This is a genomic window from Acidovorax sp. A79 (assembly GCF_041154505.1).
Taxonomy (GTDB): domain Bacteria; phylum Pseudomonadota; class Gammaproteobacteria; order Burkholderiales; family Burkholderiaceae_C; genus Acidovorax.
The window spans coordinates 1,657,568-1,683,400 of sequence record NZ_AP028672.1 but is presented as its reverse complement, the minus strand read 5'-3'; the positions used below and the strand labels follow the sequence as shown (position 1 = coordinate 1,683,400).

At 68.1% G+C, this 25,833-nt stretch carries 22 protein-coding genes; 8 read left to right on the top strand and 14 right to left on the bottom strand.

The window, feature by feature from the left end; translation table 11 throughout:
• Positions 1-54: 54 nt before the first annotated feature.
• Entirely contained in the window at positions 55-627 is a 573-nt protein-coding gene (locus tag ACAM51_RS07575) for a restriction endonuclease (RefSeq protein WP_369643791.1), read from the bottom strand.
• Between the two features lie 127 nt (positions 628-754).
• Here ACAM51_RS07575 and apbC point away from each other — a divergent pair, with 127 nt between their 5' ends.
• Both apbC and ACAM51_RS07565 read left to right on the top strand, forming a co-directional pair.
• On the top strand, positions 755-1,846 hold the full coding sequence (gene apbC, locus ACAM51_RS07570; protein WP_218339541.1) for an iron-sulfur cluster carrier protein ApbC: 1,092 nt from the start codon (positions 755-757) through the stop codon (positions 1,844-1,846).
• Positions 1,847-1,871: 25 nt separating this feature from the next.
• Positions 1,872-2,816, top strand: coding sequence for a LysR substrate-binding domain-containing protein (locus ACAM51_RS07565; protein ID WP_369643166.1), 945 nt, complete (start codon positions 1,872-1,874; stop codon positions 2,814-2,816).
• A 176-nt stretch (positions 2,817-2,992) separates the two neighbouring features.
• On the opposite strand, the gene ACAM51_RS07560 is transcribed toward ACAM51_RS07565, so the two are convergent.
• The 13 genes from ACAM51_RS07560 to ACAM51_RS07500 are packed head-to-tail and all read right to left on the bottom strand — an operon-like array spanning position 2,993 to position 16,349.
• On the bottom strand, positions 2,993-4,339 hold the full coding sequence (locus ACAM51_RS07560; protein WP_218339539.1) for an ABC transporter substrate-binding protein: 1,347 nt from the start codon (positions 4,337-4,339) through the stop codon (positions 2,993-2,995).
• A 30-nt stretch (positions 4,340-4,369) separates the two neighbouring features.
• Positions 4,370-5,914, bottom strand: coding sequence for a methyl-accepting chemotaxis protein (locus tag ACAM51_RS07555; RefSeq protein ID WP_369643165.1), 1,545 nt, complete (start codon positions 5,912-5,914; stop codon positions 4,370-4,372).
• A 43-nt stretch (positions 5,915-5,957) separates the two neighbouring features.
• A complete protein-coding gene (locus ACAM51_RS07550) occupies positions 5,958-6,782 on the bottom strand; it encodes a carbohydrate ABC transporter permease (protein WP_218295878.1) in 825 nt (274 codons plus the stop codon).
• A 19-nt stretch (positions 6,783-6,801) separates the two neighbouring features.
• Entirely contained in the window at positions 6,802-7,677 is an 876-nt protein-coding gene (locus ACAM51_RS07545) for a carbohydrate ABC transporter permease (RefSeq protein WP_218339537.1), read from the bottom strand.
• A 12-nt stretch (positions 7,678-7,689) separates the two neighbouring features.
• Positions 7,690-9,021: an ABC transporter substrate-binding protein gene (locus tag ACAM51_RS07540; RefSeq protein WP_369643164.1), complete on the bottom strand. Its 1,332-nt coding sequence runs from the start codon at positions 9,019-9,021 to the stop codon at positions 7,690-7,692.
• Positions 9,022-9,055: 34 nt separating this feature from the next.
• Positions 9,056-10,150 (bottom strand): ABC transporter ATP-binding protein, encoded by a 1,095-nt coding sequence (locus ACAM51_RS07535; RefSeq protein ID WP_369643163.1) that lies wholly within the window; start codon positions 10,148-10,150, stop codon positions 9,056-9,058.
• 15 nt (positions 10,151-10,165) lie between these two features.
• A complete protein-coding gene (locus ACAM51_RS07530) occupies positions 10,166-10,930 on the bottom strand; it encodes a cytochrome b561 domain-containing protein (RefSeq protein ID WP_369643162.1) in 765 nt (254 codons plus the stop codon).
• The gene (locus ACAM51_RS07525) at positions 10,927-11,877 is read right to left on the bottom strand and encodes a YncE family protein (RefSeq protein WP_369643161.1); all 951 of its coding nucleotides are present in this window, start codon (positions 11,875-11,877) and stop codon (positions 10,927-10,929) included. The genes ACAM51_RS07530 and ACAM51_RS07525 overlap by 4 nt, the downstream gene beginning before the upstream one ends.
• The gene (locus tag ACAM51_RS07520; RefSeq protein ID WP_369643160.1) at positions 11,874-12,815 is read right to left on the bottom strand and encodes an SMP-30/gluconolactonase/LRE family protein; all 942 of its coding nucleotides are present in this window, start codon (positions 12,813-12,815) and stop codon (positions 11,874-11,876) included. The genes ACAM51_RS07525 and ACAM51_RS07520 overlap by 4 nt, the downstream gene beginning before the upstream one ends.
• Before the next feature lie 2 nt (positions 12,816-12,817).
• Positions 12,818-13,156: a hypothetical protein gene (locus ACAM51_RS07515; RefSeq protein WP_369643159.1), complete on the bottom strand. Its 339-nt coding sequence runs from the start codon at positions 13,154-13,156 to the stop codon at positions 12,818-12,820.
• Positions 13,157-13,170: 14 nt separating this feature from the next.
• Complete coding sequence (locus ACAM51_RS07510) at positions 13,171-14,100, bottom strand: dihydrodipicolinate synthase family protein (RefSeq protein ID WP_369643158.1); 930 nt, start codon at positions 14,098-14,100, stop codon at positions 13,171-13,173.
• A 10-nt stretch (positions 14,101-14,110) separates the two neighbouring features.
• Complete coding sequence (locus tag ACAM51_RS07505) at positions 14,111-15,283, bottom strand: L-rhamnonate dehydratase (RefSeq protein ID WP_218295869.1); 1,173 nt, start codon at positions 15,281-15,283, stop codon at positions 14,111-14,113.
• A gap of 19 nt (positions 15,284-15,302) precedes the next feature.
• Positions 15,303-16,349 (bottom strand): 4-hydroxythreonine-4-phosphate dehydrogenase PdxA, encoded by a 1,047-nt coding sequence (locus tag ACAM51_RS07500; protein ID WP_369643157.1) that lies wholly within the window; start codon positions 16,347-16,349, stop codon positions 15,303-15,305.
• 154 nt (positions 16,350-16,503) lie between these two features.
• On the opposite strand from ACAM51_RS07500, the gene ACAM51_RS07495 reads away from it, so the two are divergent.
• From ACAM51_RS07495 to ACAM51_RS07470, 6 genes are all read left to right on the top strand, one after another.
• Positions 16,504-17,454, top strand: a complete 951-nt coding sequence (locus ACAM51_RS07495) for a LysR family transcriptional regulator (protein WP_218295868.1) — start codon at positions 16,504-16,506, stop codon at positions 17,452-17,454.
• 161 nt (positions 17,455-17,615) lie between these two features.
• Positions 17,616-19,526 (top strand): NADH-ubiquinone oxidoreductase-F iron-sulfur binding region domain-containing protein, encoded by a 1,911-nt coding sequence (locus ACAM51_RS07490; protein ID WP_369643156.1) that lies wholly within the window; start codon positions 17,616-17,618, stop codon positions 19,524-19,526.
• On the top strand, positions 19,523-22,432 hold the full coding sequence (gene fdhF, locus ACAM51_RS07485) for a formate dehydrogenase subunit alpha (RefSeq protein ID WP_369643155.1): 2,910 nt from the start codon (positions 19,523-19,525) through the stop codon (positions 22,430-22,432). The genes ACAM51_RS07490 and fdhF overlap by 4 nt, the downstream gene beginning before the upstream one ends.
• Positions 22,433-22,495: 63 nt before the next feature.
• Positions 22,496-23,086, top strand: a complete 591-nt coding sequence (locus ACAM51_RS07480; protein WP_369643154.1) for a DUF3305 domain-containing protein — start codon at positions 22,496-22,498, stop codon at positions 23,084-23,086.
• Entirely contained in the window at positions 23,079-23,798 is a 720-nt protein-coding gene (locus tag ACAM51_RS07475) for a DUF3306 domain-containing protein (RefSeq protein WP_369643153.1), read from the top strand. The genes ACAM51_RS07480 and ACAM51_RS07475 overlap by 8 nt, the downstream gene beginning before the upstream one ends.
• Positions 23,758-25,833 carry a 4Fe-4S binding protein gene (locus ACAM51_RS07470; RefSeq protein ID WP_218339921.1) on the top strand — a complete coding sequence of 692 codons (2,076 nt, stop codon included), beginning with the start codon at positions 23,758-23,760 and terminating at the stop codon, positions 25,831-25,833. Before ACAM51_RS07475 ends, ACAM51_RS07470 begins: the two co-directional genes overlap by 41 nt.

Here is a 25,833-nt window from a genome sequence, read left to right as displayed (position 1 = left end):
TCCATCTGGGAAAACCCGCATGGCGGGCTGCGGGGCGGGCCGGCGGGGCGTGGATCAGCGCCGGCTGCTCAGCAGCAGGGCCGCCACTGCATCGCCCTGCAGCACGGCGATCCCATGGTCGCGGGCATACAGGCGCGCGTTGTCGCTGACCTGCCCCAGGGCTGCCACATAGACGCCCGCCGGAGCGTCGCTGGCCACCATGGCCGCGTGCAGTTCGCGCAGGGGCTCCACGCCATGGGTGGCGGCCTTCCAGCGCTTGGCGCTCACCAGCGTGGTCTTGCCGCTCAGGGTCAGGCGCATGTCGGCCCCGGCGTTGTTGCCGTCGATCCGCTCCACGGTGTAGCCCGCCCGGGTCCAGGCGGATGCCAGGGTGTCGGCAAAGCTGCGCCAGGGCATGCTGCCCACGGCCTCCAGCATGTCGGCCACCTGGGCCGGGTTGGGGGCGCGCAGCTGCTTCCAGGCCGCGATGCAGCCCACCACGAAGATGGGGAAACCCGCGAGCGCTCCCACCACGAAGTACTCCTTGGGCAAGAGGGCGCCCGCCGCCAGGACAATGAGGCCGACCACCACGAAGCTGACCCACCAGGGCGAGCGCAGCAGCATGGCAAACAGGGACTTTTCGGCCATCTTGAATTTCACGGGGGTCCTTTTCTTTCGGTTTTGGGCGCAGGCGGCGGCAACGCGGCGCATTGTCCTTCAGACGCGGAGGGCACGGCGCTTGGATAGACTACCCGCCTCTTCTGGAGATTATTGAATGGCAGTCACCGAACAGGGCCTCTTGGCCGCACTTTCCAGCGTGCTGGACCCCCACACCGGCAAGGATTTCGTCAGCACCCGGGCCCTGCGCAACGTGCAGATCACCGGCGGCGACGTGGCCTTCGACGTGGAACTGGGCTACCCCGCCAAGAGCCTGGTGCCCGAGCTGCGCCGCAGCCTCGTGGCGGCCGCCAAGGGGATTGCCGGGGTGGAGAACGTGTCGGTCAACATCACCACCAAGGTCATCGCGCACGCCGTGCAGCGCGGCGTGCAGCTGTTGCCCCAGGTCAAGAACATCATCGCCGTGGCCTCGGGCAAGGGCGGCGTGGGCAAGAGCACCACGGCCGCCAACCTGGCCCTGGCGCTGGCTGCCGAGGGCGCCAGCGTGGGCGTGCTCGACGCCGACATCTACGGCCCCAGCCAACCCATGATGCTGGGCATCAACCGCCGCCCCGAAAGCGACGATGGCAAGACCATGGAGCCGCTGGAGAACTATGGCGTGCAGGTCATGTCCATCGGCTTCCTGGTGGACCAGGACGAAGCCATGATCTGGCGCGGCCCCATGGCCACCCAGGCGCTGGAGCAGCTGCTGCGCCAGACCAACTGGAAAGACCTCGACTACCTCATCATCGACATGCCGCCCGGTACCGGCGACATCCAGCTCACGCTGAGCCAGCGCGTGCCCATGACCGGCGCCGTGATCGTCACCACGCCGCAGGACATCGCGCTGCTGGACGCCAAGAAGGGCATCAAGATGTTCGAGAAGGTGGGCGTGCCCATCCTGGGCATCGTCGAGAACATGGCCGCCCACGTGTGCAGCAACTGCGGCCATGTGGAGCACATCTTTGGCGCCGACGGCGGCAAGAAAATGGCGGCCGACTACCACATGGACTACCTGGGCGCGCTGCCGCTCGACATGAGCATCCGCCTGCAGGCCGACAGCGGCAAGCCCACCGTGGTGGCCGACCCCGACGGGGACGTGGCCAAGATCTACAAGAAGGTGGCGCGCGACGTGGCGGTGAAAATCGCCCAGCAGGCCAAGGACTTCTCCAACAAGTTCCCCACCATCTCGATCAGCAAGAACACCTGATCTCCGTGGGCTGCCGCACTGCGCCATGAACCTGCTCGCGTCCCTGCGCTACCTCGTGGCGCTGCACGAGCACCGGCACTTCGGCCGGGCGGCGCAGGCCTGCCACATCACGCAACCTGCGCTGTCGAACGCGCTGCGGGCGCTGGAAAAAGAGTTTGGGGTGGTGGTGGTGCGCCGGGGCCGCAGCTTCGAGGGCTTCACGCCCGAGGGGGAGCGTGTGCTGGCCTCGGCCCAGCGCATGCTGCATGAACACCAGGTGCTGCAGCAGGACCTGTTGAGCGATGCCGCCCATCCGCGCGGCACCTTGCGCCTGGGCGCCGTGCCCACGGCCATGCCCATCCTGGCGCGGTTTGCGGCGCAGCTGCAGGCGCGGCACCCCGGCATCGCGCCCGTCGCGCTGTCCATGAGCTCGCAGGCGCTGGAAGCGGGGCTGGAGAGTATTTCCCTGGACCTCGCGCTCGGCTACACCGAGCGCATGCCCGCGCGCGGCGGCCAACTGCGGGCCTGGCCGCAGTACGTGGAGCACTATTTCCTGCTGCGGCGGGCCAGCAGCCCGAAAGGGCACGGCCTGCAGATGGGCGGGCCCGTTGGCTGGGCCGAGGCGGCGCGCCTGCCGCTGTGCCTGCTCACGCCCGAGATGCACAACCGCAGCCTGGTGGATGGCGCCTTCCGCAGCGCGGGGGCCACGGTGCGGCCCGCCATGGAAACCGATTCGGTCCTCACGCTGGCCTTGAGCGTGGTGGCCGGCAACCTGTGCAGCGTGCTGCCGGGCGCGCTGGTGGATGCGGTGCGGGGCCATGACGGGCTGGAGGCGCTGCCCCTCCTGGCGCCCGTGCTCACCACGCCCATCGGCTTCATGTCGCACCGCCAGGTGCAGCCCACCCGCGCGCTCGATGCCGCGCTGGCCTTGGCGCAGGATGCCGACTGGCTGCGCCACGCCACCGCGCACAGCGGATTGCTGGCGGCGTAGCCGCAGGACTCTAGGGCCTTGCCGGGTACGCCCGCGCGGTGCTCGGGACGGCCTGCACCGTGGCTGCCCCGGCCGCCACACGGGATGCCAGGTGATGAAAGCCGGCGCTTCGCCAGCTTCAGCAGCGTGAAACTCATGACGGCGAAGCAGGGGCGCCGCAAGCCGGACCAGCGGAACTAGCGGACCGGTGGCGGGGTGGTGAGGTACCCTTCGCGGCGCATCAGGTCGGCCACCGCCTTCGCGGCCTGCGCCAGCGCCGTCTCTGCGGGCTGCTTGCCTGAAATCACCTCGTGGATGCTCTTGCCCAGTATGTCGGTATTGATGGTGTCCCACTCCGGAATGATGGGCCGCCAGTTGGGGTTGGCATCCCCGATGCTGCGCAGGAGCATCTGGAACTCGGGGTATTTCCTCCCCAGGTCGGGGTCGGCCAGGGTGGACAGCCGGTGGGGCACGCCGCCCAGGTGGCAAACCGACTTGTCCTGCTGCTTGGCGGTGAGCCATTGCATCAGCAGGAATGCGCTGTCCGGGTTCTTCGACTGGGCGGGGATGGCCAGTCCCAGGCCTCCGGTCTGGGACGCATAGCGCGCGCCGCGGGGATGGCGCACATAACTAACCTTGCCATTGATCTTCGAGATCTTCTCGTCGCGGACCGCACCGAAGATGAGGGTCGAGTCCAGGTACATGGAGGCCTGCCCTTGCAGGAACGCATTGAGCATCTCCGTCTGGCCCGCCGCCAGCGCGTTGGGAGGGCCGGTGTCGATGATCTTCTTGAGCAGGTTGGCGGCGCGGACTCCGGCCGAATCATGCAGGCGGGGCTGCCAGTTGTTCTCGAACACGCCGCCATTGAGCGGGTTCAGGTGCAACAGCCAGGCATGCACGCACTGGTGGCCTTCCTTGCCGCGCGAGGCCAGCGACCCCATGGCGGTCTTTTCCCGCAGGAGCGGCAGCAGCTGTTCCAGCTGGAAGTACGACTCGGGCGGCTTCAGGTTGAACTTCTCGAAGATGTCGTGCCGGTAGGCCAGCACCGAGGTCTCGGCTCCATAGGGCAGCCCATAGAGCTTGGCGGCCCCGCCGGCCAGGTAGCCTTTCCATCCCCCGACCAGGCCGATGTTCTCCCGGAATCCCGCGATGATGTCGGGCAGGTCGAAGTCCTCGGGGGTGAGCTGCCGGTTGTTCAGGTAGGGCTCGATATCCCGGATGAGGCGCTTCTTGACGTACTCGCCTTTCCACATCACCACATACGACACGAGGTCGAAGTCGCACTGCGGCTTGGCCATCTCCTCCAGCTGCCTCTTTTTCATCTCCGCGATGGGGAGCTGTTCAAACTCGACCTGAATGCCGGTTTCGCTGGTGAACGTGGGGAACAGTTTCGTGGCGGCGTCGTAGTGGTGGTGCCTGGGGATGCTGATCCTGAGCTTCTGGCCCCGGTAGGGGGCATACCTGTTCCGGGCGCGCGATGCCCCCGGGAAGAAGGCGGGGATGGTGGCGGCGCACAGCGATTGGACGAGCAGTCTGCGTTGCATGGGGTTTTCCTGTCTCGGGGGGAGCGTCGATCAATCCAGGTCCACGGCGTAGATTCCGGACGAGACGAAGGTCTCTCCCACACGCTGGACAAACGCCTTCTTGACCATGATCTTCTGGGTGACCGGATTCAGGATGTGGTACGGCGCGGACCATCCAGAGCCCCTTTGCGTGGCCAGGTCGCGCGAGTTCCTGACGATCGCCACGCCATTCGCGTCGCGCATGTCGATGAGGACCTTTCCGACGTTGGCGGGATTGGCTCCGTGCGCGAGATTGCGGCCGTTGAAGTCGTAGACCGTGATGTACAGGTCCCGGTCCTTGAACGAGGTGCCGTGCGTGAATTCGCGGTAGGCCTTCTCGGCGCCGATGTCGCGGATCAGGTCCACGGCCCTTCGCACCTGCTCTTCGGCTTCGGACGGGCTCCCGTTGAGCGTGAACACGTTCACCGACCCGACGAGGCGCGCGGCCTGCGCCCGCAGTTGCTGCGAGGCGGAGGCGGTCTGCTCCACCAGGGCCGCGTTCTGTTGCGTGGCCTGGTCAATCAGCTCCACGGACTCGATGACCTTGCCCACGCTCTCGCGCTGCATCTGGCTGGAATGGGCGATCTCCGCCATGATCTGCGTCACCCGCTGGATGGCCTCGGTCATGCCGCCCAGTTGTTGGGCGGCCGTCTGCACCAGGGTCGCGCCGGTTTCGATGCGGGCGTTGCCGCGGGTCAGCAGCGCCTTGATGTCCTTGGCCGCGCTGGCGCTGCGCTGCGCCAGCGCGCGCACCTCGCTGGCGACCACGGCAAAGCCCCGGCCCTGCTCGCCGGCGCGTGCCGCCTCGACGGCCGCGTTCAGGGCGAGGATGTTGGTCTGGAACGCGATCCCGTCAATGAGCGCGATGATGTCGAAGGCCCGCGCGGAGTCCGACGCAATTTCCTGCATGGTCTGCTGCACGGACGCGAAGGCACGGTTGCCGTGGTCTCCCGCCATGGCGGTCTGCTGCGCGATGGCGTTGCCCGCATCCGCCTTCTGCCCCATCAGCAGGGCGCTGCTGGCGAACGCCTCCACCGCGTCCGTGGTGTCCTTCAGCGACAGCGCCTGGCGTTCCGTCCGTGCGGACAGATCGGTGTTCGCCTGGGATATCTCGTCGCTGGCCAGGGCCACCTCCTGCGCGCCCGCCCTGACCTTGGTGACGACCCTGGTCAGGGATTCCTGCATTTCGCGCATGGCTGCCATCAAGGGCGAGAACTCGTCGCGCTGCGCGTCGTGAATCAGGCTCGTCAGGTTGCCGATGCGCACATCGTCCGTGAATTTGCGGGCGACGGCGACGCGCGTGCGCAGCGCGCGGCCAATCCACCATGCCAGGGCCAGGCAGCCCCCCGCCACCACGGCGCTGGTCAGGGCCAGTATCCGCAGCGCGGCGGCTGCGCTTTCCACGACGGGATCGGCGTCTGGCAGCGCCGCGCCGAAATGCGAGATCGCCAGCAGGCAGCGCGCGACCTGCCAGGCCCCGAGGAAGAAGCACGCCACCAGCAGGAGCGCGAAGAGGAGCAGCTTCTGCGAAATGCGCAATGTCTGGACGAATCTCATGGGGTGGGGCGGTAAGCGGGGGAATGCAGGCCAGGGTGCGTCCCTAGCCCTTGACGGCGCCTGCCGTGAGCCCGGTGATGATCTGGCGTGCCGCCACGAAGGTGAAGATCAGCGGGGGAATGGCGATGAGGCTGCCCATGGCCATGACCCGCCCCCAGTCCACCCCCATGTCGGTGACGAAAAGCGAGGCCGCCACGGGCAGGGTGCGCGAGTGGCGATCGGTGAGCACCAGCGCCAGGATGAACTCGTTCCAGGCGATGCGGAAGGTGAAGATCGAGGCCGCGGCGAGCCCGGGCGCCATGAGCGGAAGCAGCACCTTGGTGAACACGCGCAGGGGGCCGCAGCCGTCGATGGCGGCTGCCTCTTCCAGCTCCACGGGGACCTGCAGCACGAAGCCATAGAGCAGCCAGATCGTGAATGGCAGGTTGACCGCCACGTACAGCAGGATCAGGCCCCACAGGCTGTTGACCAGGTGCCATTCGTTCCAGATCAGGAAGACCGGTATGGCCATGACCGCCAGCGGCACGGTGCGCAGCAGCAAGGTGGTGTAGGCCAGCGCGCGCCGGCCGGGGAAGCGGAACCGCGCCAGGCCGTAGGCCGCCATGCAGCCCAGCACCAGGGTGGCGGCCGTGGAAATGAGCCCGACAAAAAGGCTGTTGTACAGGTACCGGTCGAACTTGTCTTCCTGCAGGACGGCCCGGTAGTTCTCCAGGGTGGGGGTGAAGATGAAGTTCAGCGGCTCGGCGAAGATGTCCACCTGCTGGCGCAGGCTGGTGGCGAAGATGACCGCGATGGGGGCGATGCACAGCACGGCCAGGCCGACCAGCATGGCGTAGTGCGCGGTGGCGAGCAGGGGAGAGCGTTTCATGGGCATCTCGCGTTCCCGGTTACTTCTCGTTGTCCAGAGGGTTCGAGATGCGCAGGGCGATCCATGACAGCACGGCCACCACCACGAGCAGCAGCACGGAGATGGCGGCGGCCACGCCCAGCTGCTGGCCCACGAAGGCCGTCTTGTAGATGTGCAGCGCGAGGATTTCGGTGGAGTCGCCCGGGCCGCCGAATGTCAGCACGTAGATCACTTCGAGAACCCGGAAGGCATCCACCAGCCGCATCATCAGCGTGATGGCGATCACGTGCGCGATCATGGGCAGCTTGACGAGGGTGGTCATCTGCCACCAGTTCGCCCCGTCGATCCGCGAGGCCTCGATGACCGCGCTGTCCACGTTCGCCAGGGCGGCCACCATCATGATGAAGACGAAGGGCGTCCACTGCCAGACGTCCGCGATCACGATGGCGGCGAACGCGAGCGTGGGATCCGCCAGCCAGGTCAGGGGCGCGATCCTGAGCAGGCCGAGCACGGCGTTGATGAGCCCGAACTGCGCGTCGAACATGTAGCGCCAGGCCAGGCCCACGGCAATGGGCGCGATCATCATGGGCAGGATGAACAAGGTGCGAAAGACCGCCGTGCCCCGCACCGGCCGCTCCAGCGCCAGTGCCAGCGCGATGCCCAGCAGCATCTCGGCGGTGACGCAGACGCCGGCGAACAGCAGGGTTGTCCAGAGCGAGGACCACACCCGGGGATTGCTGAACGCCGCGGCGAATGCATCCAGCCCCACCCAGCGGGCCGCGCTCCAGGGGGTGCCCATGCTCCAGTCGTAGAGCCCCAGCTGGAAGGCCGAGATGACCGGGTAGAGGCACGCTGCCGCCATGATCGCGGCGGCAGGCCCCACGTAGAGGAGCGGAACCCAGGAAGGGGTGCGCATGGCGGGCGCGCCTCAGACTTTGTACCCGGCTTCACGCATGATCTGCATGACCGGGGCCACCAGGTCATTGAGCGCTGCCTCGGCCGTCTTCTTGCCGGTCAGGGCCTCGGAGATGCCGACCCCGAGCGCCTGCACGTTGATCTTGTCCCACACCGCGATGATGGGCCGCCAGTCGGGGTTGGAGTACTTGAGCGCCTCCTTGAAGGTGATGAACTCCGGGTACTGCCGCACGAGGTCGGTGTCGGCCAGCGTGGAGTTGCGGGTGGGCGCGCCGCCCGCCCGGGTGACGGCCTTGTCCTGGGCCTTGGAGGTGAGCCACTGCATGAGCAGGAAGCCCGCATCGGCGTTCTTCGCGTTCTTGGCGATGGCCAGGCCCAGCCCGCCGGACTGGGAGGCGCGGCGCGTTCCCATGGGGTGCAGGGCCCAGCTGACCTTGCCGGCGATGCGGGACTTGGCCGGGTCGTTCACCAGCCCGGCGAGGGAGGTGGAGTCCAGGTACATGGCGGCCTGGCCCTGCAGGAAGGCCGTGTTGCTTTCCCCCTGGCCATACCCCGCGATGCCCGCGGGGCCCGTGGCCACCACTTCCTGCAGGAACTTGAGCGCCTGCACGCCCGCCTTGTCATTGAAGCGCACGCGCCATTGATCGTCGAAGACGCTGCCGCCCAGCGGGTTCAGGTGCAGCAGCCAGGCGTGCACGGCCTGATGGCCCGCCTGGCCCCGGGACGCCAGCGCGCCGATACCCTCCTTGTCCTTGATCACGCGCAGCAACTGCGCGAACTCCGCATAGTTCTCGGGCACCTTGAGGCCGTGCTTGGCAAAGATGTCCTTGCGGTAGGCCAGCACCGAGGTTTCCGCGCCATAGGGCAGACCGTAGAGCTTGGCGCCCGGCCCCGCCAGGTAACCCTTGGGGCCCCCCACGAGCCCCAGGTTTTCGAGATAGACCGGAATGATGTCCTTGATGTCGTAGGCGGGGTCCGCCAGGGCGGGGTTCTGCAGGAACGGGTCGAGCGGCCGGATGAGATTTTTGGCGACGTACTCGCCTTTCCACATCACGACGTAGCAGCCCAGGTCGTAGTCACCCTGCGGCTTGGCCATCTCCAGCAGCTGCTTTTCCTTCATGCGCCCCATGGCCAGGCGGTCGGTTTCCACCTTGATCCCGGTTTCCCTGGTGAAATCCGGCAGGATCTTCATCATCGCGTCGTAGTGGGGATGGGCCGGCACGCTGAAGGTGACCGTCTGGCCCGCATACCTGGAATAGCGGCTCTGCGCACGGATTCCGCTCAAGGGCAGGCTGGCACCGAACACCGTGGCACTGGTTTTCGTTACGAAGTCGCGTCTTTTCATGGTCTTGTCTCCTGGGTGGGGGTGTCGCGGTGTGTCAGGGGCGCAGGGAGCGCCCCGCGGCGGTGTCGAAAACGTGCATGTCCTGCGGGTCGAAGCTCAGGTCGACCCGCTGGCGCAGCCGGTCCTGCGCGTTGCCCGGCAGCATGGCGGCCACGCGCTGGCCGGAGGGGGTGTTCATGTGTCCCACCACCTGGCTTTCGGTGCCGAGGTACTCCACGACGTCCACCTGCAGGCTGAGCAGGCTCACGCCCGCGTTGGAAGGGTGCAGCGCCTGGGGGCGCAGGCCCAGCGTGAGCGACTGGTCCGCCCGTGGGGCCTGTGCCACCAGCCAGTCCGGCGCGATCCACGCGAAGCCTTCTCCGCGAAGCAGCTTGAGGCCATGTTCCTGGCTGTAGCGGGCGCGGAAGAAATTCATGGTCGGCGTGCCGATGAACCCCGCCACGAACAGGCTGGCCGGGCGTGTGAAGACGTCGGAGGGGGTGCCGATCTGCTGGATCTCCCCCTTGTCGAAGATCACGATGCGCGAGGCGAGCGTCATCGCCTCGACCTGGTCGTGGGTCACATACACCGTGGTCTTTCCCAGGCGCTCGTGCAGGATGGCCAGTTCCGCCCGCATGTGGCCGCGCAGCTTGGCATCCAGGTTGGACAGCGGTTCGTCGAACAGGAAAACCTTGGGTTCCCGCACGATGGCGCGCCCGATGGCCACGCGCTGGCGCTGGCCGCCAGACAGCTCCCTGGGCTTGCGTTCCAGCAGGTGTTCGATGCTCAGGATGCGGGCCGCGGACCTGACCTTCTCGAAGATCTCGGCGTAGGGCCGGCCGGACAGGCGCAGCGCAAAGGACATGTTCTCCGCCACGTTCATGTGGGGGTACAGCGCATAGTTCTGGAACACCATGGCGATGTCGCGGTCCATGGGCGCGGCATGGGTCACATCCCTGTCGCCGATCAGGATCTGCCCCTGCGTCACCTCCTCCAGCCCCGCGATCATCCGCAGCGTCGTGCTTTTCCCGCAGCCCGATTCGCCCAGCAGCACGACGAATTCGCCCTCGTGGATCGCCAGGTCCATCTGCTGGACGACGGTCACCTCGCCGAAACGCTTGACCACGTTGCGTAGCTCCAGTCCTGCCATGGGTGCTCCCGTCATCTATCGTTGTGGAGTGCGGCCGGGCGTGTGGCGCTGCCCGAATTTCCGCTGCCACTGGGCCGCCGTGTAGCGCCTGATGCCCCAGCCCACGGGCCGCTTGCGGCTGGCGGCCGTGCCGCTGCCGGGGCCCCAGATGGCCTGGTAGGTGTCGATGCACCGCCCCTGGCGCTGCAGGACCACGAATGCGCTCGCCAGCAGCAGCCACCACAGCGCGAGCGCCAGCCCCATCCAGCGGGGCGCGTCGGTCACCACCAGGCCCAGGACGATCGTGGCGATCGACAGAAGAATGGCGGCATAGCCTCCGGCCTTGTGCACGGATTCAAAGGCCACGCGCCCCGGGGTCATGTCGTAGTGGTCTCCGCGCAGCCGCACGTCGGTGGGGCCGCCCTTGCTGCCCCTGGCCCACGCCGATGCCAGCTGCATGAGCCCCAGCCCCAGCACCCCCCACCCCAGAATGGCGTGCCATGCCGCGGCCTGGCTCACGCCGCGGGCGTTGCCCCAGGCCAGCCCGATGCCTGCCAGCATCAGCGCCATGCCGCCGTACTGCAGCACGCGGTGCGCGTGCCACCAGGTCTTGTTGTCGCGCACCGCCGGCCAGTCCTGGCCGGGCATGATCTTGAAGAAGCGCGCAACCAGCACACCCAGCGGCAGCAGGATGGCCCAGGCCAGAACCATGAGGCGGGCGTGCCAGAAAGCCCACGGCGCGATCTCGTGGTGCGCCGCTCCGCCGATGGGCGTCAGCAGCCACTGCATGAGGCCGTTCATGCACCGCCCCGTGCAGGAAAGCGGGACAGCACGCGCGAGACATCCGGCTCGCGCTGGGTCGCGATCCAGCGTTCGAACTGCAGCGTCTCCATGTTGAGGCAGCCCAGCAGGTCGTTGTCCTGGCTCACGAAGGCCAGCGGCCGCGACGGGTGGAAGCTCAGGGCGATGGCCCGCGCCTCCATCGGCACGTGGGCCAGCTCCCGCAGCGTGGCGGGGTCCACCACGGACAGGCTGCGTTCGCCGTAGTTGGTGACCACCAGCCTGCCGTCCCGGTACAGGTACAGGCGCGTGGGATCGTCGCGCGAGGGCGCCCGGTCCTTGACCTGCATGGTCGCGGTGTCGATCGCGCAAAGCGTGTTGCTCAAGCGGCAGCTCACGTACAGCGTCTTCTCGTCCCCGCTCAGCGCATAGCCTTCGGGTTTCTCGCCGGGAGCGCAGGCCACGGGAGCCACCGTGGCATCGTGGGGCCGGATCCTGGTCACGGTGTGCGACAGCAGGTTCATCGCATAGGCCGTCTGTCCGTCGCGGGTGAGCGCGAACAGGTGGCTCTTGATGCCTCCGGTGCTCACGGCCCTGCGCGGGGCCGTGTCCGTGGCGGGATGGTCCAGGACCACGAGTTGCGCTCGGTCTTCGCTGAGCGCGTACAGGCGATCCTGTGCGTCCATCTGCATGCCGTGCAGCCGGTTGAAGGGGGCGATGTCGATGCAGCGCACCAGCGTCCTGCGGGCGATGTCCACCTGAAGGATCTGTGTGCCCCCAGCGCCCGGATGGCCCGAGGTTTCCACGCCATAGTGGCCGATGTAGGCATAGGCCTGGTGCGAGTCGATCACGAACTCGTGCGGGAAGTCGGGCAGCGCAATGCTGGCCAGCCGTTCACCGCTGCCGATGTCGTAATAGCTCAGGCAGTGGCTGCACTTTTCCACCAGAAGCAGGACGTCGTCGGTCATGGCCGGGGGGCTCCGCGTGTGTTGAGAACGATGCTGTACAGCGAGGTGCTGGCGGCGATGAAGAGGGTGTCCCTGCGCGTTCCCCCGAAGGTCACGTTGCCCACCTTCTCGGGCACGGGAATCTTGCCCAGCAGCGTTCCGTCGGGGTGCAGCACCTGCACGCTGTCTTCGCTGCTGGTGTAGATCCGGCCGCGGTGGTCCACGCGGAAACCGTCCGGCACGCCCGGCGAGACCCGGGCGAACACGCGGGGGTCCTCCAGCGCGTGTTCCCGCACGTCGAAGACCACGATGTGGTGGTGGCCCGTGCCGTCCGGGCGCAGCGCGGCCGAGGTGTCGCTCACGTACAGCAGGCTTTCGTCGGGAGAAAAAGCGAGGCCGTTGGGCTCCTGCAGGAACCCGGACGCCTTGTGCAGCTGTCCGTCCGACGGGTCGTAGCAGAACACGTAGTTGCCGCCCAGCTCGGGGGGCGCCTTGTGGCCTTCCCGGTCGCCGAGGATGCCGTAGGGCGGGTCGGTGAACCAGATGCAGCCGTTGCTCTGCACCACCACGTCGTTGGGGGAGTTGAGCCGCTTGCCGTGGAAGTGGCCGACCACCACCTCATCGGGCGTGTCCGCATGCAGGCGCCCCCCGACCTGGGGCGTGCGCACGATGGCGCGTTGCCCGTGGGAGCAATGCAGCAGGTTGCCCGCGCCATCGAGCGCGTGGCCGTTGGTGAAATCGACCTGGTCGCGCCAGACGCTCATGCCGTCGGCGGGGGACCAGCGCAGCATGCGATTGTTGGGAATGTCGCTCCACAGCACCGAATCGTCCTGGGGCAGCCAGACCGGCCCCTCGCTCCAGGCGGCCCCCGTGCACAGCCGCCGCAGCGCCGCGCCCTCGAAGACAGGGGCCAGGCGCGCATCCAGGATGTGGGGTGGTGGGGCGAGGAATTCGGTCACGGTCATCCCTGGGCGTGGTGTGCCTTGGCCGTGGCGGACGGCAGGTGGCAGTGGGTGCCCGCCGTGGGCGGGTTGGCTGTCGCCATCCCGGCCTGGCTGTGGCATTGGAAGCGCGCGGCGTGCGGGAGGCGGGGCCCGGCAAAGTCCGCGGGCAGGGCGGCGAAGGGCCTGTCCTGGGTGCCTTCATCCCGCTTGGCGCGGACCGCGCCGGCCACGGGGCGAAAGGCTTCCTCGCGGCGGATGCGCGGCGCGGCGGCGGTGGGGTGGGCGGGGCGGCGGTCATCGCTGGCCCACGCGGCAGCCCGGGGCCTGCGGGTGGTGAGGTGATCGCGAGGGCGCATGGCGGGCAGGGCTTTCAATGCGCCCAGCGCAGCACCAGCGGATCGAGCGGGCGTGCGATGGCCAGCAGCTGGCGGCGCACCTCCGGGTGCATGGGCGGCCAGGGCGCGCGCGGTGCGTCGCAGGCGATCACGCGGCCTTCCTTCATCAGCGTCTTGGCCGCCAGGAAGCCCGCCTGGCGGTTCTCGTGGTTGATCAGCGGCAGCCAGCGCTGGTACTGGGCGAAGGCCTGGTCCCTGTCGCCCTGGCGGTGGGCTTCGATGATGGGGCGTATGCCGTCCGCGAACCCGCCGCCCGTCATCGATCCGGTGGCCCCGGCTTCCAGGTCCGCCAGCAGGGTGATGGCCTCCTCCCCGTCCCAGGGGCCTTCGATGGCCTCGCCGCCCAGCGCGATGAGCTCGCGCAGCTTGCTCGCCGCCCCCGCGGTTTCCATCTTGAAGTAGCAGACCTGCTCGATCTCCTGCGCCATCCGGGCCAGGAAGGCCGCAGACAGCGGCGTGCCCGCGGCCGGTGCGTCCTGGACCATGACGGGGATGCCGACGGCGTCGGACACGCCCTGGAAGAAGCTCCGGATGCGTGCCTCGCTGAAGCGGAAGGTGGCGCCGTGGTAGGGCGGCATCACCATCACCATGGCCGCGCCCATGTCCTGTGCGCGGCGGCTGCGCGCGGCGCAGACGGCGGTGCTGGTGTGGGTGGTGGTGACGATGACGGGCACGCGACCCGCCACATGCTCCAGTGCCGTGCGGGTGAGGGTTTCGCGTTCTTCGTCCGACAGCAGGAACTGCTCGGAGAAGTTGGCCAGGATGCACAGGCCGTCCACGCCCGAGTCGATCATGAAGTCCAGGCAGCGCTTCTGGCTGGCCAGGTCGAGCGTGCCGTCCTCGTGGAAGGTGGTGGGCACCACGGGGAAGATGCCACGGTAGCGGGGGGTGGAGCGTCCAGGCATGCCGCAGCCCTTATCCGACGATGTGGAACTGGTCGAGGTACTCGGTCTTGAGCGCGAGGCCCAGGCCCGGTGCGTCGTCCCTGAGCTGCAGGAAACCGTTCTCCGCCACGGGCTCGCCATCGAAGAGGTACCAGAACAGTTCGTTGCCGACCTCCACATCGAAGATGGGGAAGTACTCGGCCATGGGCGAGGCCAGCGTGCTCATGGTCAGGTGGTAGTTGTGCATCTGCCCCGCATGCGGCACCACCGGCACGCTGTGGGCCTCGCACAGGGCGTTGATCTTGTGGGCGGCGGTGATGCCGCCCACGCGGTTGGTGTCGTACTGCACGACGCTCACGGCCTTCTTGTCCAGCAGCTGCCTGAAGCCGTAGAGGCTGAACTCATGCTCTCCGCCCGAAATGGGGATGCTGCCCATGGCATTGAGTTCGGCATAGCCGTCGATGTCGTCGGCGATCACGGGCTCTTCCAGCCAGCGGGGCTCGAACTTCTCGAGCTTGGGCAGCATGCGCCTGGCGTATTCGAGGCTCCAGCCCATGTAGCACTCGAGCATCAGGTCGTTGTCGTAGCCGATGACCTCGCGCACGGCCTCGACGGACCTGAGGTTTTCCTGCACGCCCTGCTGCAGATGGGCGGGCCCGTAGCCGAAGCGCATCTTGAATGCGGTGAAGCCCTGGTCCAGGAACTTCTGCGCTTCGGCCTGCATGGCGTCCAGGTCGGTGCGGTAGAGCTTGGAGTAGTAGCAGGGGATCTTTTCCTTGGTGCGCCCGCCCAGCAGCTTGAACACCGGCTTGTTCACGCTCTTGCCCAGGATGTCCCAGATGGCCAGGTCCACAGCCGAGATGGCGGCCATGGTCACGCCCTTGCGGCCCCAGGCATGGGTGGCGCGGTACATGCGCTGCCACAGGTACTCGTAGTCCCAGGGGTCCTGTCCGATGACCAGCGGCGCGAGGTACTCGTCGATGATGGCCTTGGCGATGCGCGGCGCCAGCGCCACGTTGCCCAGCCCCACGATGCCGTCATCGGTCTCCATCTCCACCACGGTCCAAGAGTGGAAGCGGAAGGTGCTCATGGTCTCGGTCCTGGAGTAGACGAGGTCCATGGCGTTGGCGCAGAAGTTGTCCTGGGGCGCGATGGTCTTGCCCTTCCATTCGTAGACGCGCGCGCGGACCGATTTGATTTTCATGGCGATTTCTTTTTTTCTGTCATTCACCGGCCAGCGGGTCGCCCTGGCGGGCGCGCAGCTGGTTCGAGCCCATGCGTGCGGCGATCCGGAATGCGTTGTGCGTGGCATTGACATCGGCCACGCCCCTGCCCGCGATGTCGAAGGCCGTGCCATGGGCGGGCGTGGTGATGGGGATGGGAAGCCCGCCCTGGACGGTGACCCCCCGGCTGAATCCCAGCAGCTTGATCGCGATCTGGCCCTGGTCGTGGTACATGGTCACCACCGCCTGGTAGTGGCCGTCGCGCGCTTTCAGGAACACCGTGTCCGCGGGGAAGGGGCCTTCCGCCGGCACTCCGGCTTCCTGGAGCGTCCTGACGGCCGGCGCGATGATGTCGATCTCCTCGCGTCCGCACATGCCGCCGTCCCCCGCGTGCGGATTGAAGGCCGCCACGGCCACCCTGGGATCGGGGAACCCGCTGTCCCGCAGCGACTGGTGGATGAGCCTGGCGGCGGCCACGATGCGTTCCTGGCTCAGTGCCCGCGCGGCATCCTTGAGGGGAATGTGCGAGGACACCCGCGATGTCCACAGGCGGCCCAGGGTGTTGAACTCGCAGAAGTAGCCCTGCACTCCCAGGTACGCGGCGAAATGGTGCAGTTCGTCCTCGTGGCGGAGCCCGCCCAGCTTCATGGCGTGTTTGTTCAGGGGGGCGAAGCAGATGGCGTCCACATGGGCGGCCTGGGCCGCGTCCATGCAGAGGTTCAGCACCTGAAGGACGGAGGCCCCGCATTCCGCCGCCACGTGGCCGCAGCGGACCTTGCCGGCATCGATGGACGCCACCGGCACAAAGGCAGGCCGGTCCTGTTGGGGGCGGTCGCGCACTTCGGCCAGCGTCGCGACGGGGTGTGTCGGCACGGCGACGCCAGCGGTCTGCTGGCCGGCATTCCACACCCAGATGTCGCCCACCACGACCACGTTGGCCTCCTCGTGGACGTCAGGCCGGCTGAGCAGCTTCGCGATGAGCTCAGGACCGATGCCCGCGGGGTCGCCCAGGGTCAGGGCCACGACCGGTTTTGCGGCGTTTGTCATGGATGGGATTCGGTTTTGGGTGGTGTCGCCTGCTGCATGTGGGCCGATTATTGGGAGGCGGATAGTTAACGTAAATTCAAAAATTGAACATAACTAATAATCACTGGTTATGATTTGACGCTGGGTTTTCCCGTAAGCCAGAGGCGGTTCCTCCATGCACAAAACAAGTCCTTTTGTCGTCTCGCAACTGCTCAACCGGCTGCGCATGCGGCAGGTCGCCCTCATGCTGGCTTTTGCCGAACATGGCACCTTGCGGGGGGCGGCGGTCGAGCTGGGAATGAGCCAGCCCGCCGCCACGAAGATGATTCAGGAGCTGGAGTCGGCGCTGGGGCAGCGCCTGTTCGAACGCGAGGGGCGGGGGCAGCGGATGACACCGGCCGGCGAGCGCGTGCTGGGGTACTTCCAGGGCATGCGCGGCTCGATGGAGTCCATGGCCCGCGAACTCGATGAACTGAAACTGGGAAGCGCGGGGCGCCTGGCGGTGGGCTGCATCATGGCGCCGCTGCCCACCTTGCTGAACCAGGCCATCATCGCTTTCAACAAGACCTATCCGCTGACCACCATCCAGGTGACGCTGGACACCAGCGACAGGCTGGTCGAACTGCTCAAGGACGGCCTGATCGACATCGCCATCGGGCGCGTGCGGCCGGAGCACAAGGCCCTGTTCGGCTTTCAGCCGCTGGCCAACGAGTCGCTGGCCGTGGTGGTGGGAGTGGGGCACCCGCTGTCCAAGAAAAGGCAGGTTCCCTTTTCCAGCTTGCTGGACTACCCCTGGATACTGCAGCCCTCCGGCAGCCCCATGCGCGAGGTGCTGGACCAGGAGTTCCGCTCGCTCCACGCGCCGCCGCCCCGTGGCCTGATCGAGACGGCCTCCATCCTGACCACCATGCAGCTGATCGCGGACACCACCATGGTGGCCGTGATTCCGCTGTCGATCGCCACGATCTATGCGCGGCACCATCTGCTCAAGATCCTGCCCTGCCACATCAAGCACAAGATGGGCGAGTTCGGCGCCATCACGCGCAGGGACCGCCCCCTGCCACAGGCCGCGCGCTACTTCCTGTCGGCGCTGCATCGCAGCCGCCCGCCGCCGCCGCAGGCGTAGCGGCCGCGCAGGGGACGGTCCGGGCTCATTTGTTTTTGTGATCGTCCCATGTGCGTAAGCAATTTGACGCCCCCGCGGGCCTCGTCGACACTGCGCTCGCCAGCCTGCGGTATGCAGGCGGCTTCATAACCACCGCTGCGCGCGCCCCACGATCCCGATCCATGAATCCTGCACCCGAAGCCCCCACCGTGGCCGCCGTGTCCGTCAACGACATGCGCGAGCGCATCCGCCGCAAGAGCCGCCTGAAAGGCCGCCAGCCCGAGGATGCCGCGCTGGCCGAGGTGGCGCAGCTGCTGGGGCCGCGCCCGGCCGATGGTTTTCGGCGCGATCTGCTCATCGAATACCTGCACCGGCTGAACGACCACTTTGGCGTGCTGCACGACCGCCACCTGGTGGCGCTGGCCAAGCAGCTCAACCGCCCCATGGCCGAGGTGTATGAAGTGGCCAGCTTCTACCACCACTTCGACATCGTGCGCGGCGAGGATGCCCAGGCCCCGCGCCTGGTGCTGCGGGTGTGCGACAGCCTGAGCTGCAGCCTGGCCGGCGCACATGAACTGCTGGCCGAGCTGCCCGGGCGCCTGCGCGCGATGAACCTTGGTGCAGGGCAGGGCGATGTGCAGGTGGTGGCCGTGCCCTGCGTGGGCCGCTGCGAGCAGGCGCCCGTGGCCGTGGTGCACCAGTGCCCGGTGCCACACGCCACGGTGGATGCCGTGCTGGACACCATCATTTCGAAGCCAAATCGGGCCCTGGCGCTTCATCCACAAGCGCTGGCAGCTATCAATTTTGATATTGCCGCGCTGGCCGAACACAGCGTGCCTGCGCAGCCAGACCCGGTCAGTCCCGCCCACACCGACCTCGCCACCTACCGCGCGCACGGCGGCTACCAGACGGCCGCCGCGCTGGTCAACGGCGAAATGGATGCCGAGGCGGTGCTCTCGGCCATGGAGAACTCGGGCCTGCGCGGCCTGGGCGGCGCAGGCTTTCCGGCGGGACGCAAATGGCGCATCGTGCGCGACCAGCCCGCGCCACGGCTGATGGCCGTCAACATCGACGAGGGCGAGCCCGGCACCTTCAAGGACCGCACCTACCTCGAACGCGACCCGCACCGCTTTCTGGAAGGCGTTCTCATCGCCGCCCAGGTGGTGGGCACCGAAGCCATCTACATCTACCTGCGCGACGAGTACCACGGCTGCCGCGCGCTGCTGCAGGCGGCGCTGCGGGATCTGCGCGCCGAACCGCCATGCCCCTTGCCGCACATCGAGCTGCGGCGCGGCGCGGGTGCCTACATCTGCGGCGAAGAGTCGGCCATGATCGAGAGCATCGAAGGCAAACGTGGCGAGCCCCGCATGCGCCCGCCCTACATCGCGCAGGTGGGCCTGTTCGGCCGGCCCACGCTGGAGCACAACTTCGAGACGCTGTACTGGGTGCGCGACATCGTCGAGCGCGGGCCGCAATGGTTTGCCAGCTTTGGCCGCCACGGGCGCAAGGGGCTGCGCAGTTTCAGCGTGAGCGGACGCGTGAAGCATCCCGGCGTCAAGCTCGCGCCTGCGGGCATCACGGTGCAGGAACTCATCGACGAATACTGCGGCGGCATGCCCGACGGCCACCAGCTGTATGCCTACCTGCCCGGCGGCGCGTCGGGCGGCATCCTTCCCGCCAGCCTGAGCAACCTCCCGCTCGACTTCGACACGCTGCAGCCCCACGGCTGCTTCATCGGCTCGGCCGCCGTCATCGTGCTCAGCCAGCACGACCGGGCGCGCGATGCGGCGCTGAACGTGATGCGCTTCTTCGAGCACGAAAGCTGCGGCCAGTGCACGCCCTGCCGCGTGGGCACGGCCAAGGCTGCGGTGTTGATGCGCGCCCCGCAGTGGGATGAAGAACTGCTCGACGACCTGGCCCAGGTGATGGGCGATGCATCGATCTGCGGCCTGGGCCAGGCGGCGCCCAACCCCATCCGCTGCATCCACAAGTATTTCCCGCACGAGGTGGGCGAGGCGGCCTGGCCAGGCGACTTGCCCAGGCCGCGCAACAGCCCGCTCGCCGAGCAACTGCCCGGAGGGTTGCAGCCATGAGCGCCGTGTTGACATCCACGGCGGCGCAGCCTGGCGTAGCCTTCGAGCTGGACGGCCAGCCCGTCACCGCCCACGCCGGTGAAACCATCCTCAAAGCCGCGCAGCGCCATGGCGTGGACATTCCCCACCTCTGCTACACCGACGGCCTGCGCCCCGATGGCAATTGCCGCGCCTGCGTGGTCGAGATCGCCGGCGAGCGCACGCTCGCCCCCAGCTGCTGCCGCGCGCCGACCGAGGGCATGAAGGTGTCGGCCGCCAGCCCGCGCGCCCGCAAGAGCCAGCAGATGGTGGTGGAGATGCTGCTGTCGGACATGCCCGATGTGGGCTATCGCTGGAACGACGACCAATCAAATACTCCTGAATTGATAGCTGGTGGCGCTTATCCATCAATCGCTAGCGGCAAATTTGATTCAAATATTTCAGAAACGGTAGGCCAGCACGGCGAACTGAGCGAGTGGGCCGACCGCCTGGGCGTGGCCGTGCGCCCGGCCCTCTACGCCCTGCGCCGCGAGCAGCCCGCGCCCGACCTGAGCCACCCGGCCATGGCGGTGAACCTGGACGCCTGCATCCAGTGCAACCGCTGCGTGCGCGCCTGCCGCGAGGAACAGGTCAACGACGTGATCGGCTACGCGCTGCGCGGGGCAGATTCCAAGATCGTGTTCGACCTCGACGACCCCATGGCCGAGAGCACCTGCGTGGCCTGCGGCGAATGCGTGCAGGCCTGCCCCACGGGCGCGCTCAGCCCCAAGACGCACATCGGCCCGCAGGCGGTGGACCGCAAGGTCGATTCGGTCTGCCCGTTCTGCGGCGTGGGCTGCCTCATCACCTACAACGTGCGCGATGAAAAAATCATCAGCGTCGAGGGCCGCGACGGCCCGGCCAACCACGGCCGCCTGTGCGTGAAAGGGCGCTTCGGTTTCGACTACGCCCACCACCCCGACCGCCTGACGGTGCCGCTGATCCGCAAACCCGGCGTGCCCAAGGAGGTGCGGCCCTACGGCGCCGACTGGCGCGATACCTTCCGCGCAGCGACCTGGGACGAGGCGCTCGGCCTGGCCGCCAGCACGCTCAGGTCGCTGCGCGACACGCACGGCCCCAAGGCGCTGGCGGGCTTCGGCTCGGCCAAGGGCAGCAACGAAGAGGCCTACCTGTTCCAGAAGCTGGTGCGCACCGGCTTTGGCAGCAACAACGTGGACCACTGCACGCGGCTGTGCCACGCCTCCAGCGTGGCAGCGCTGCTCGAAGGCGTGGGCTCGGGCGCGGTCAGCAACCCGGTGAACGACGTGGAGCATGCCGAGCTGATCTTCGTGATCGGCTCCAACCCCACGGCCAACCACCCCGTGGCGGCCACCTGGATGAAGAACGCCGCGCAGCGGGGCGCGAAGATCGTGCTGGCCGATCCGCGCATCACCGACATCGGCCGCCATGCCTGGCGCACACTGCAGTTCAAGGCCGACACCGACGTGGCCATGCTCAACGCGCTGATCCACACGGTGATCGACGAAGGCCTGGTGGATGAAGCCTTCATCAAAGGCCGCGCCAACAACTTCGAGGCCTTGAAGGCCAACGTGATGGGCTGCAGCCCCGAGGCCATGGCCCCGGTGTGCGGCATCCCGGCCGAGACGCTGCGCGAGGTGGCGCGGGCGTTTGCCACGGCGAAGGCGTCGATGATCCTCTGGGGCATGGGCGTAAGCCAGCACGTGCACGGCACCGACAATGCGCGCTGCCTGATCGCGCTGTGCGCCGTCACCGGCCAGATCGGCAAGCCCGGATCCGGCCTGCACCCGCTGCGCGGCCAGAACAACGTGCAGGGCGCGAGCGACGCGGGGCTGATCCCCATGATGTTCCCCAATTACCAGCGGGTGGACAACGCGGAGGCGCATGCCTGGTTCGAGGACTTCTGGGGCACCCGGCTCGATGAGGCGCCGGGCTACACCGTGGTCGAGATCATGCACAAGGCCCTGGCCGACGACAGCGACCCGCACAAGGTGCGCGGCATGTACATCATGGGCGAGAACCCCGCCATGAGCGACCCCGACCTGAACCACGCGCGCCACGCGCTGGCCAGCCTGTCGCACCTGGTGGTGCAGGACATCTTCTTGACCGAGACCGCCTGGCTGGCCGACGTGGTGCTGCCCGCCAGCGCCTGGCCCGAAAAGACCGGCACCGCCAGCAACACCGACCGCATGGTGCAGATGGGCCGCCGCGCCTTGAACCCGCCGGGCGACGCGCAGCCGGACCTGTGGATCATCCAGCAGATCGCCGCGCGCATGGGGCTTGGCTGGAACTACGAAGGCGAAGAGTCCGGCGTGGCCGCTGTCTACGACGAAATGCGCCAGGCCATGCACGCCAGCATCGAGGGCATCACCTGGGACCGCCTCGCGCGCGACTCCAGCGTGACCTACCCCTGCCTCACGGAAGGCGACCCGGGCCAGCCCATCGTCTTCACCGAAAAATTCCCCACGCCCACGGGCCGCCTGCAGCTGGTGCCCGCCAGCGTGATCCCGGCGGCCGAAAAGCCCGATGCCGACTACCCCCTGGTGCTCATCACCGGCCGCCAGCTGGAGCACTGGCACACGGGCAGCATGACCCGGCGCAGCACCGTGCTGGACGCCATCGAGCCCATGGCCACCGCATCGCTGCATGGCGACGAACTGGCGCGGCTGGGCGTGGCGCCCGGGGCGCTGGTGGGCATCCGCTCGCGGCGCGGCATGGTGCAGGTGCGCGTGCGGCGCGACGACGGCACGCCGCGCGGCACCGTGTTCATGCCGTTTGCGTATGTGGAGGCAGCGGCCAACCTGCTGACCAACGCGGCGCTGGACCCGTTCGGCAAGATCCCCGAGTTCAAGTACTGCGCGGTGGCCGTCGAGCGGCTGGAGGTGGCGCAGGCCACTGCGCCGCACTGAGAACCCGCAAAGCCGCCTGGTTTTGCCTGAGCGCCGGCTGAGGGCGGAGTACAGTCAACGCCCATGACCGAACGCCCCCACACCGACGTTGCCGTGATCATGCGCTGCGAGCGCATCGACAACCGCTGGCAGCCCTGGCGCTGGTCGCTGGCCGAGGTGGTGATCAACGAGCCCACCTTCGGCACCGCGCCGCGCCGCCTGCTCAGCGACGAGCGCGAGCAGCGCTGGCTGTTCCCCGGCTTCGTGGTGGAGCTGTTCCGCGACGATGCCGAGGGCTACCACCTCAACCTCACCTCGCCGGCCCCGTGCTGGTTCGTGCTGTGGCGCCGCGATGAGGACACCGGCACGGGCGAGATCCCGCTGGCGCGCCCCGTGGCCGTGAGCCTGAGCTACCACGACGCCGGCCGCTGGCTGGACGCGCAGGAAACCGTGGAGCAGGTGCCCGCCCCGCCCGAGGTGCTGGAGGTGCTGCGGGCCTTCGTGGTCGAGCACTACCAGCCCGAGCCCAAGCGCAGGAAGCGCCCCGACAGCTTCCGCCCCCTGCAGGACCGTTTTGGAAATCCTGCGGCCGTTTCCACCGAGAAGCAACGCGGCGGCGGCGGGCGTGGTGGTGGTGGTGACGTCGTGGAGCAGGGAAGGGCAGACCGTGGCTGACGGATTCCTCGGGCGCTGGTCGCGCCGCAAGCAGGAGGTGCGCGAGGGCAAGCCGGTGGCAGACCCACCGCCCGCCGCCGCACTGCCCCCCGTGCCGGCGCAGGGCCTGCCCGCCACGGCGGCGGCGACGGGGCAGGCCGCCCATCCCCCAGCGGCGGACAACCCGCCGCCCGTCGACCCGGCGCCACCGCCGCCCACGCTGGCCGATGCCCAAGCGCTCACGCCCGCGTCCGACTTCAAGCCCTTCGTGCAGCGCGCGGTCTCGCCCGAGGTGCGCAACCTGGCGATGAAGAAGCTGTTCGCCGACCCGCACTTCAACGTGATGGACGGCCTGGACATCTACATCGGCGACTACACGCAGCCCGATCCCTTGCCCGAGGGCATGCTGCGCAAAATGGCCAGCGCCCATGCCATGGGCTTCTTCGACCATGAAAAGCCCTCCCCGGACGCGGAGGGTGCTGCGGCAAAGCCCCCGGGTCCCGCTCAGCATCGGGATGATGCGGAGGCGCAAGAGGCTGCGGGCGTGGCACAGTCGGGGGTATGCACCGCTGTTCCTAGCGAGTCCTCCAGCGAGCCCGGCGCGCCCGCGCTGTCCCCCACCGGGACAGCCGACGCGCCAGCCAGCCAACCCGACCATGACCACGACGCTCATCTGCGACTGCAACCAGACGATGCCCCTCGACGCGAAGGCGTTGGGCGCGGCACTGCATGACGACCAGGGCCTGACCCTTCACTCCACGCTGTGCCGGCGCGAAGCCGGCGCTTTCCAGCAGGCCATCAAGACCGGCCAGGACGTGGTGGTGGCCTGCACGCAGGAGCAGCGCCTGTTCGCCGAGCTGGGCCAGCAGACCGAGGGCGCCATCTCCCCCCTCCGCTTCGTCAACATCCGCGAGACCGGCGGCTGGAGCCGCGATGCGAGCCAGGCCACCCCCAAGATCGCGGCGCTGCTGGCCGCCGCGCAGTTGCCCGAGCCCGCACCCGTGCCCACGGTCACGTTCAGGAGCGCAGGGCGCCTTCTGATCATCGGGCCGCTGGATGCGGCCGAGCGTGCGGCGGCCATGGTGTCCGACGTGCTGGAGGTGACGGTGTTCACCCAGGGCCCGGGCGCTGCGGGCGGCGCGCAGGCGCGGCGCTTTCCCGTGCTGGGCGGGCGCATCACAGGCCTCACGGGCTGGCTGGGCGCGTTCGATCTGCAATGGACGGCCGACAACCCCATCGACCTGGACCTGTGCACCCGCTGCAATGCCTGCGTGGCCGCGTGCCCCGAAAACGCCATCGGGCTGGACTACCAGATCGACCTGTCGGCCTGCCAGTCGCACCGCACTTGTGTGAAGGTCTGCCAGGTGGCGGGCGCCATCGACTTCACCCGCGAAGCCGCGCCGCACACCGAGCGCTTCGACATGGTGCTCGACCTGCGCGCCGCCACGGCCACGCCCACCTTCGTGCAGCACGCGCTGCCGCAGGGGTACTTCCGCTGGGACGGCCGCGACATCGCCACGCTGCTGCGCCTGCGCGAACTGGTGGGCGAGTTCGAGAAACCCAAGTTCTTTGCCTACAAGCAAAAGCTGTGCGCCCACAGCCGCAATGAAACCGTGGGCTGCAATGCCTGCGTGGACATCTGCTCGGCCGAGGCCATTGCCAGCGACAAGAGCCGCCAACAAATCAAGGTGAACCCGCATTTGTGCGTGGGCTGCGGTGCCTGCACCACGGTGTGCCCCACGGGGGCGCTGACCTATGCCTACCCCGGCGCCACGGACCAGGGTCTGAAGCTCAAGACGCTGCTGTCCACCTATGCCGCAGCCGGCGGCAAGGACGCGGTGGTGCTGCTGCACAGCCAGGAGCGCGGGCAGGCGCTGGTGGAGGAATTGGGCCGCGCGGCGCAACTCAAGGTGGCGCACGGCGTGCCGGCGCGGGTGATTCCGGTGGCGGTGTGGCACACGGCCAGCCTGGGCGTGGACCTGTGGCTGAGCGCCGTGGCTTACGGTGCCTCGCAGGTCGCGGTGCTGGTGACCGATGAAGAAGCCCCGCAGTACCTCGAAGGCCTGCAGGCGCAGATGGATGTGGCGCAGGCCATCCTGCGCGGGCTGGGCTACACGGGCAGCCACCTGCAGTTGGTCAAAGCGGTGCATCCCACGGCGCTCGATGCCGCGCTGCAGGCGCTGGGGCAGACCCGCCAGGCCACGCCCGCCGTGGCCGCGCGCTTCGCCGTGGCGCAGGAAAAGCGCAGCACGCTGGAGATGGCGCTGGACCATCTCATCGAACACGCGCCAGCCCCGGCCACGGTGCGGCCCGATGCCATTGCGCTGCCGGCCGCGGGCTCCCCGCTGGGCAGCATCCACGTGGACAAGGACCGCTGTACGCTGTGCCTGAGCTGCGTGAGCGCGTGCCCCGCCAGCGCCCTGCAGGACAACCCGCAACTACCCCAGTTGCGCTTCATCGAGAAGAACTGCGTGCAGTGCGGCCTGTGCGCCACCACCTGTCCCGAAGACGCGATCACCCTGCAGCCGCGCCTGCTGCTCACGCCCGAGCGCGCGCAGCTGCGCGTGCTCAACGAAGCCAAGCCCTGGGCCTGTGTGCGCTGCAGCAAGCCGTTCGGCACGGTCAAGGCCATCGAGGCCATGCTGGGCAAGCTCTCGGGCCACCCCATGTTCCAGGGCGAGGCGCTGGAGCGCCTGAAGATGTGCAGCGACTGCCGCGTGATCGACCTGTATTCCTCCCAAAGCGAAGCGAAAGTGACGGACCTGTGA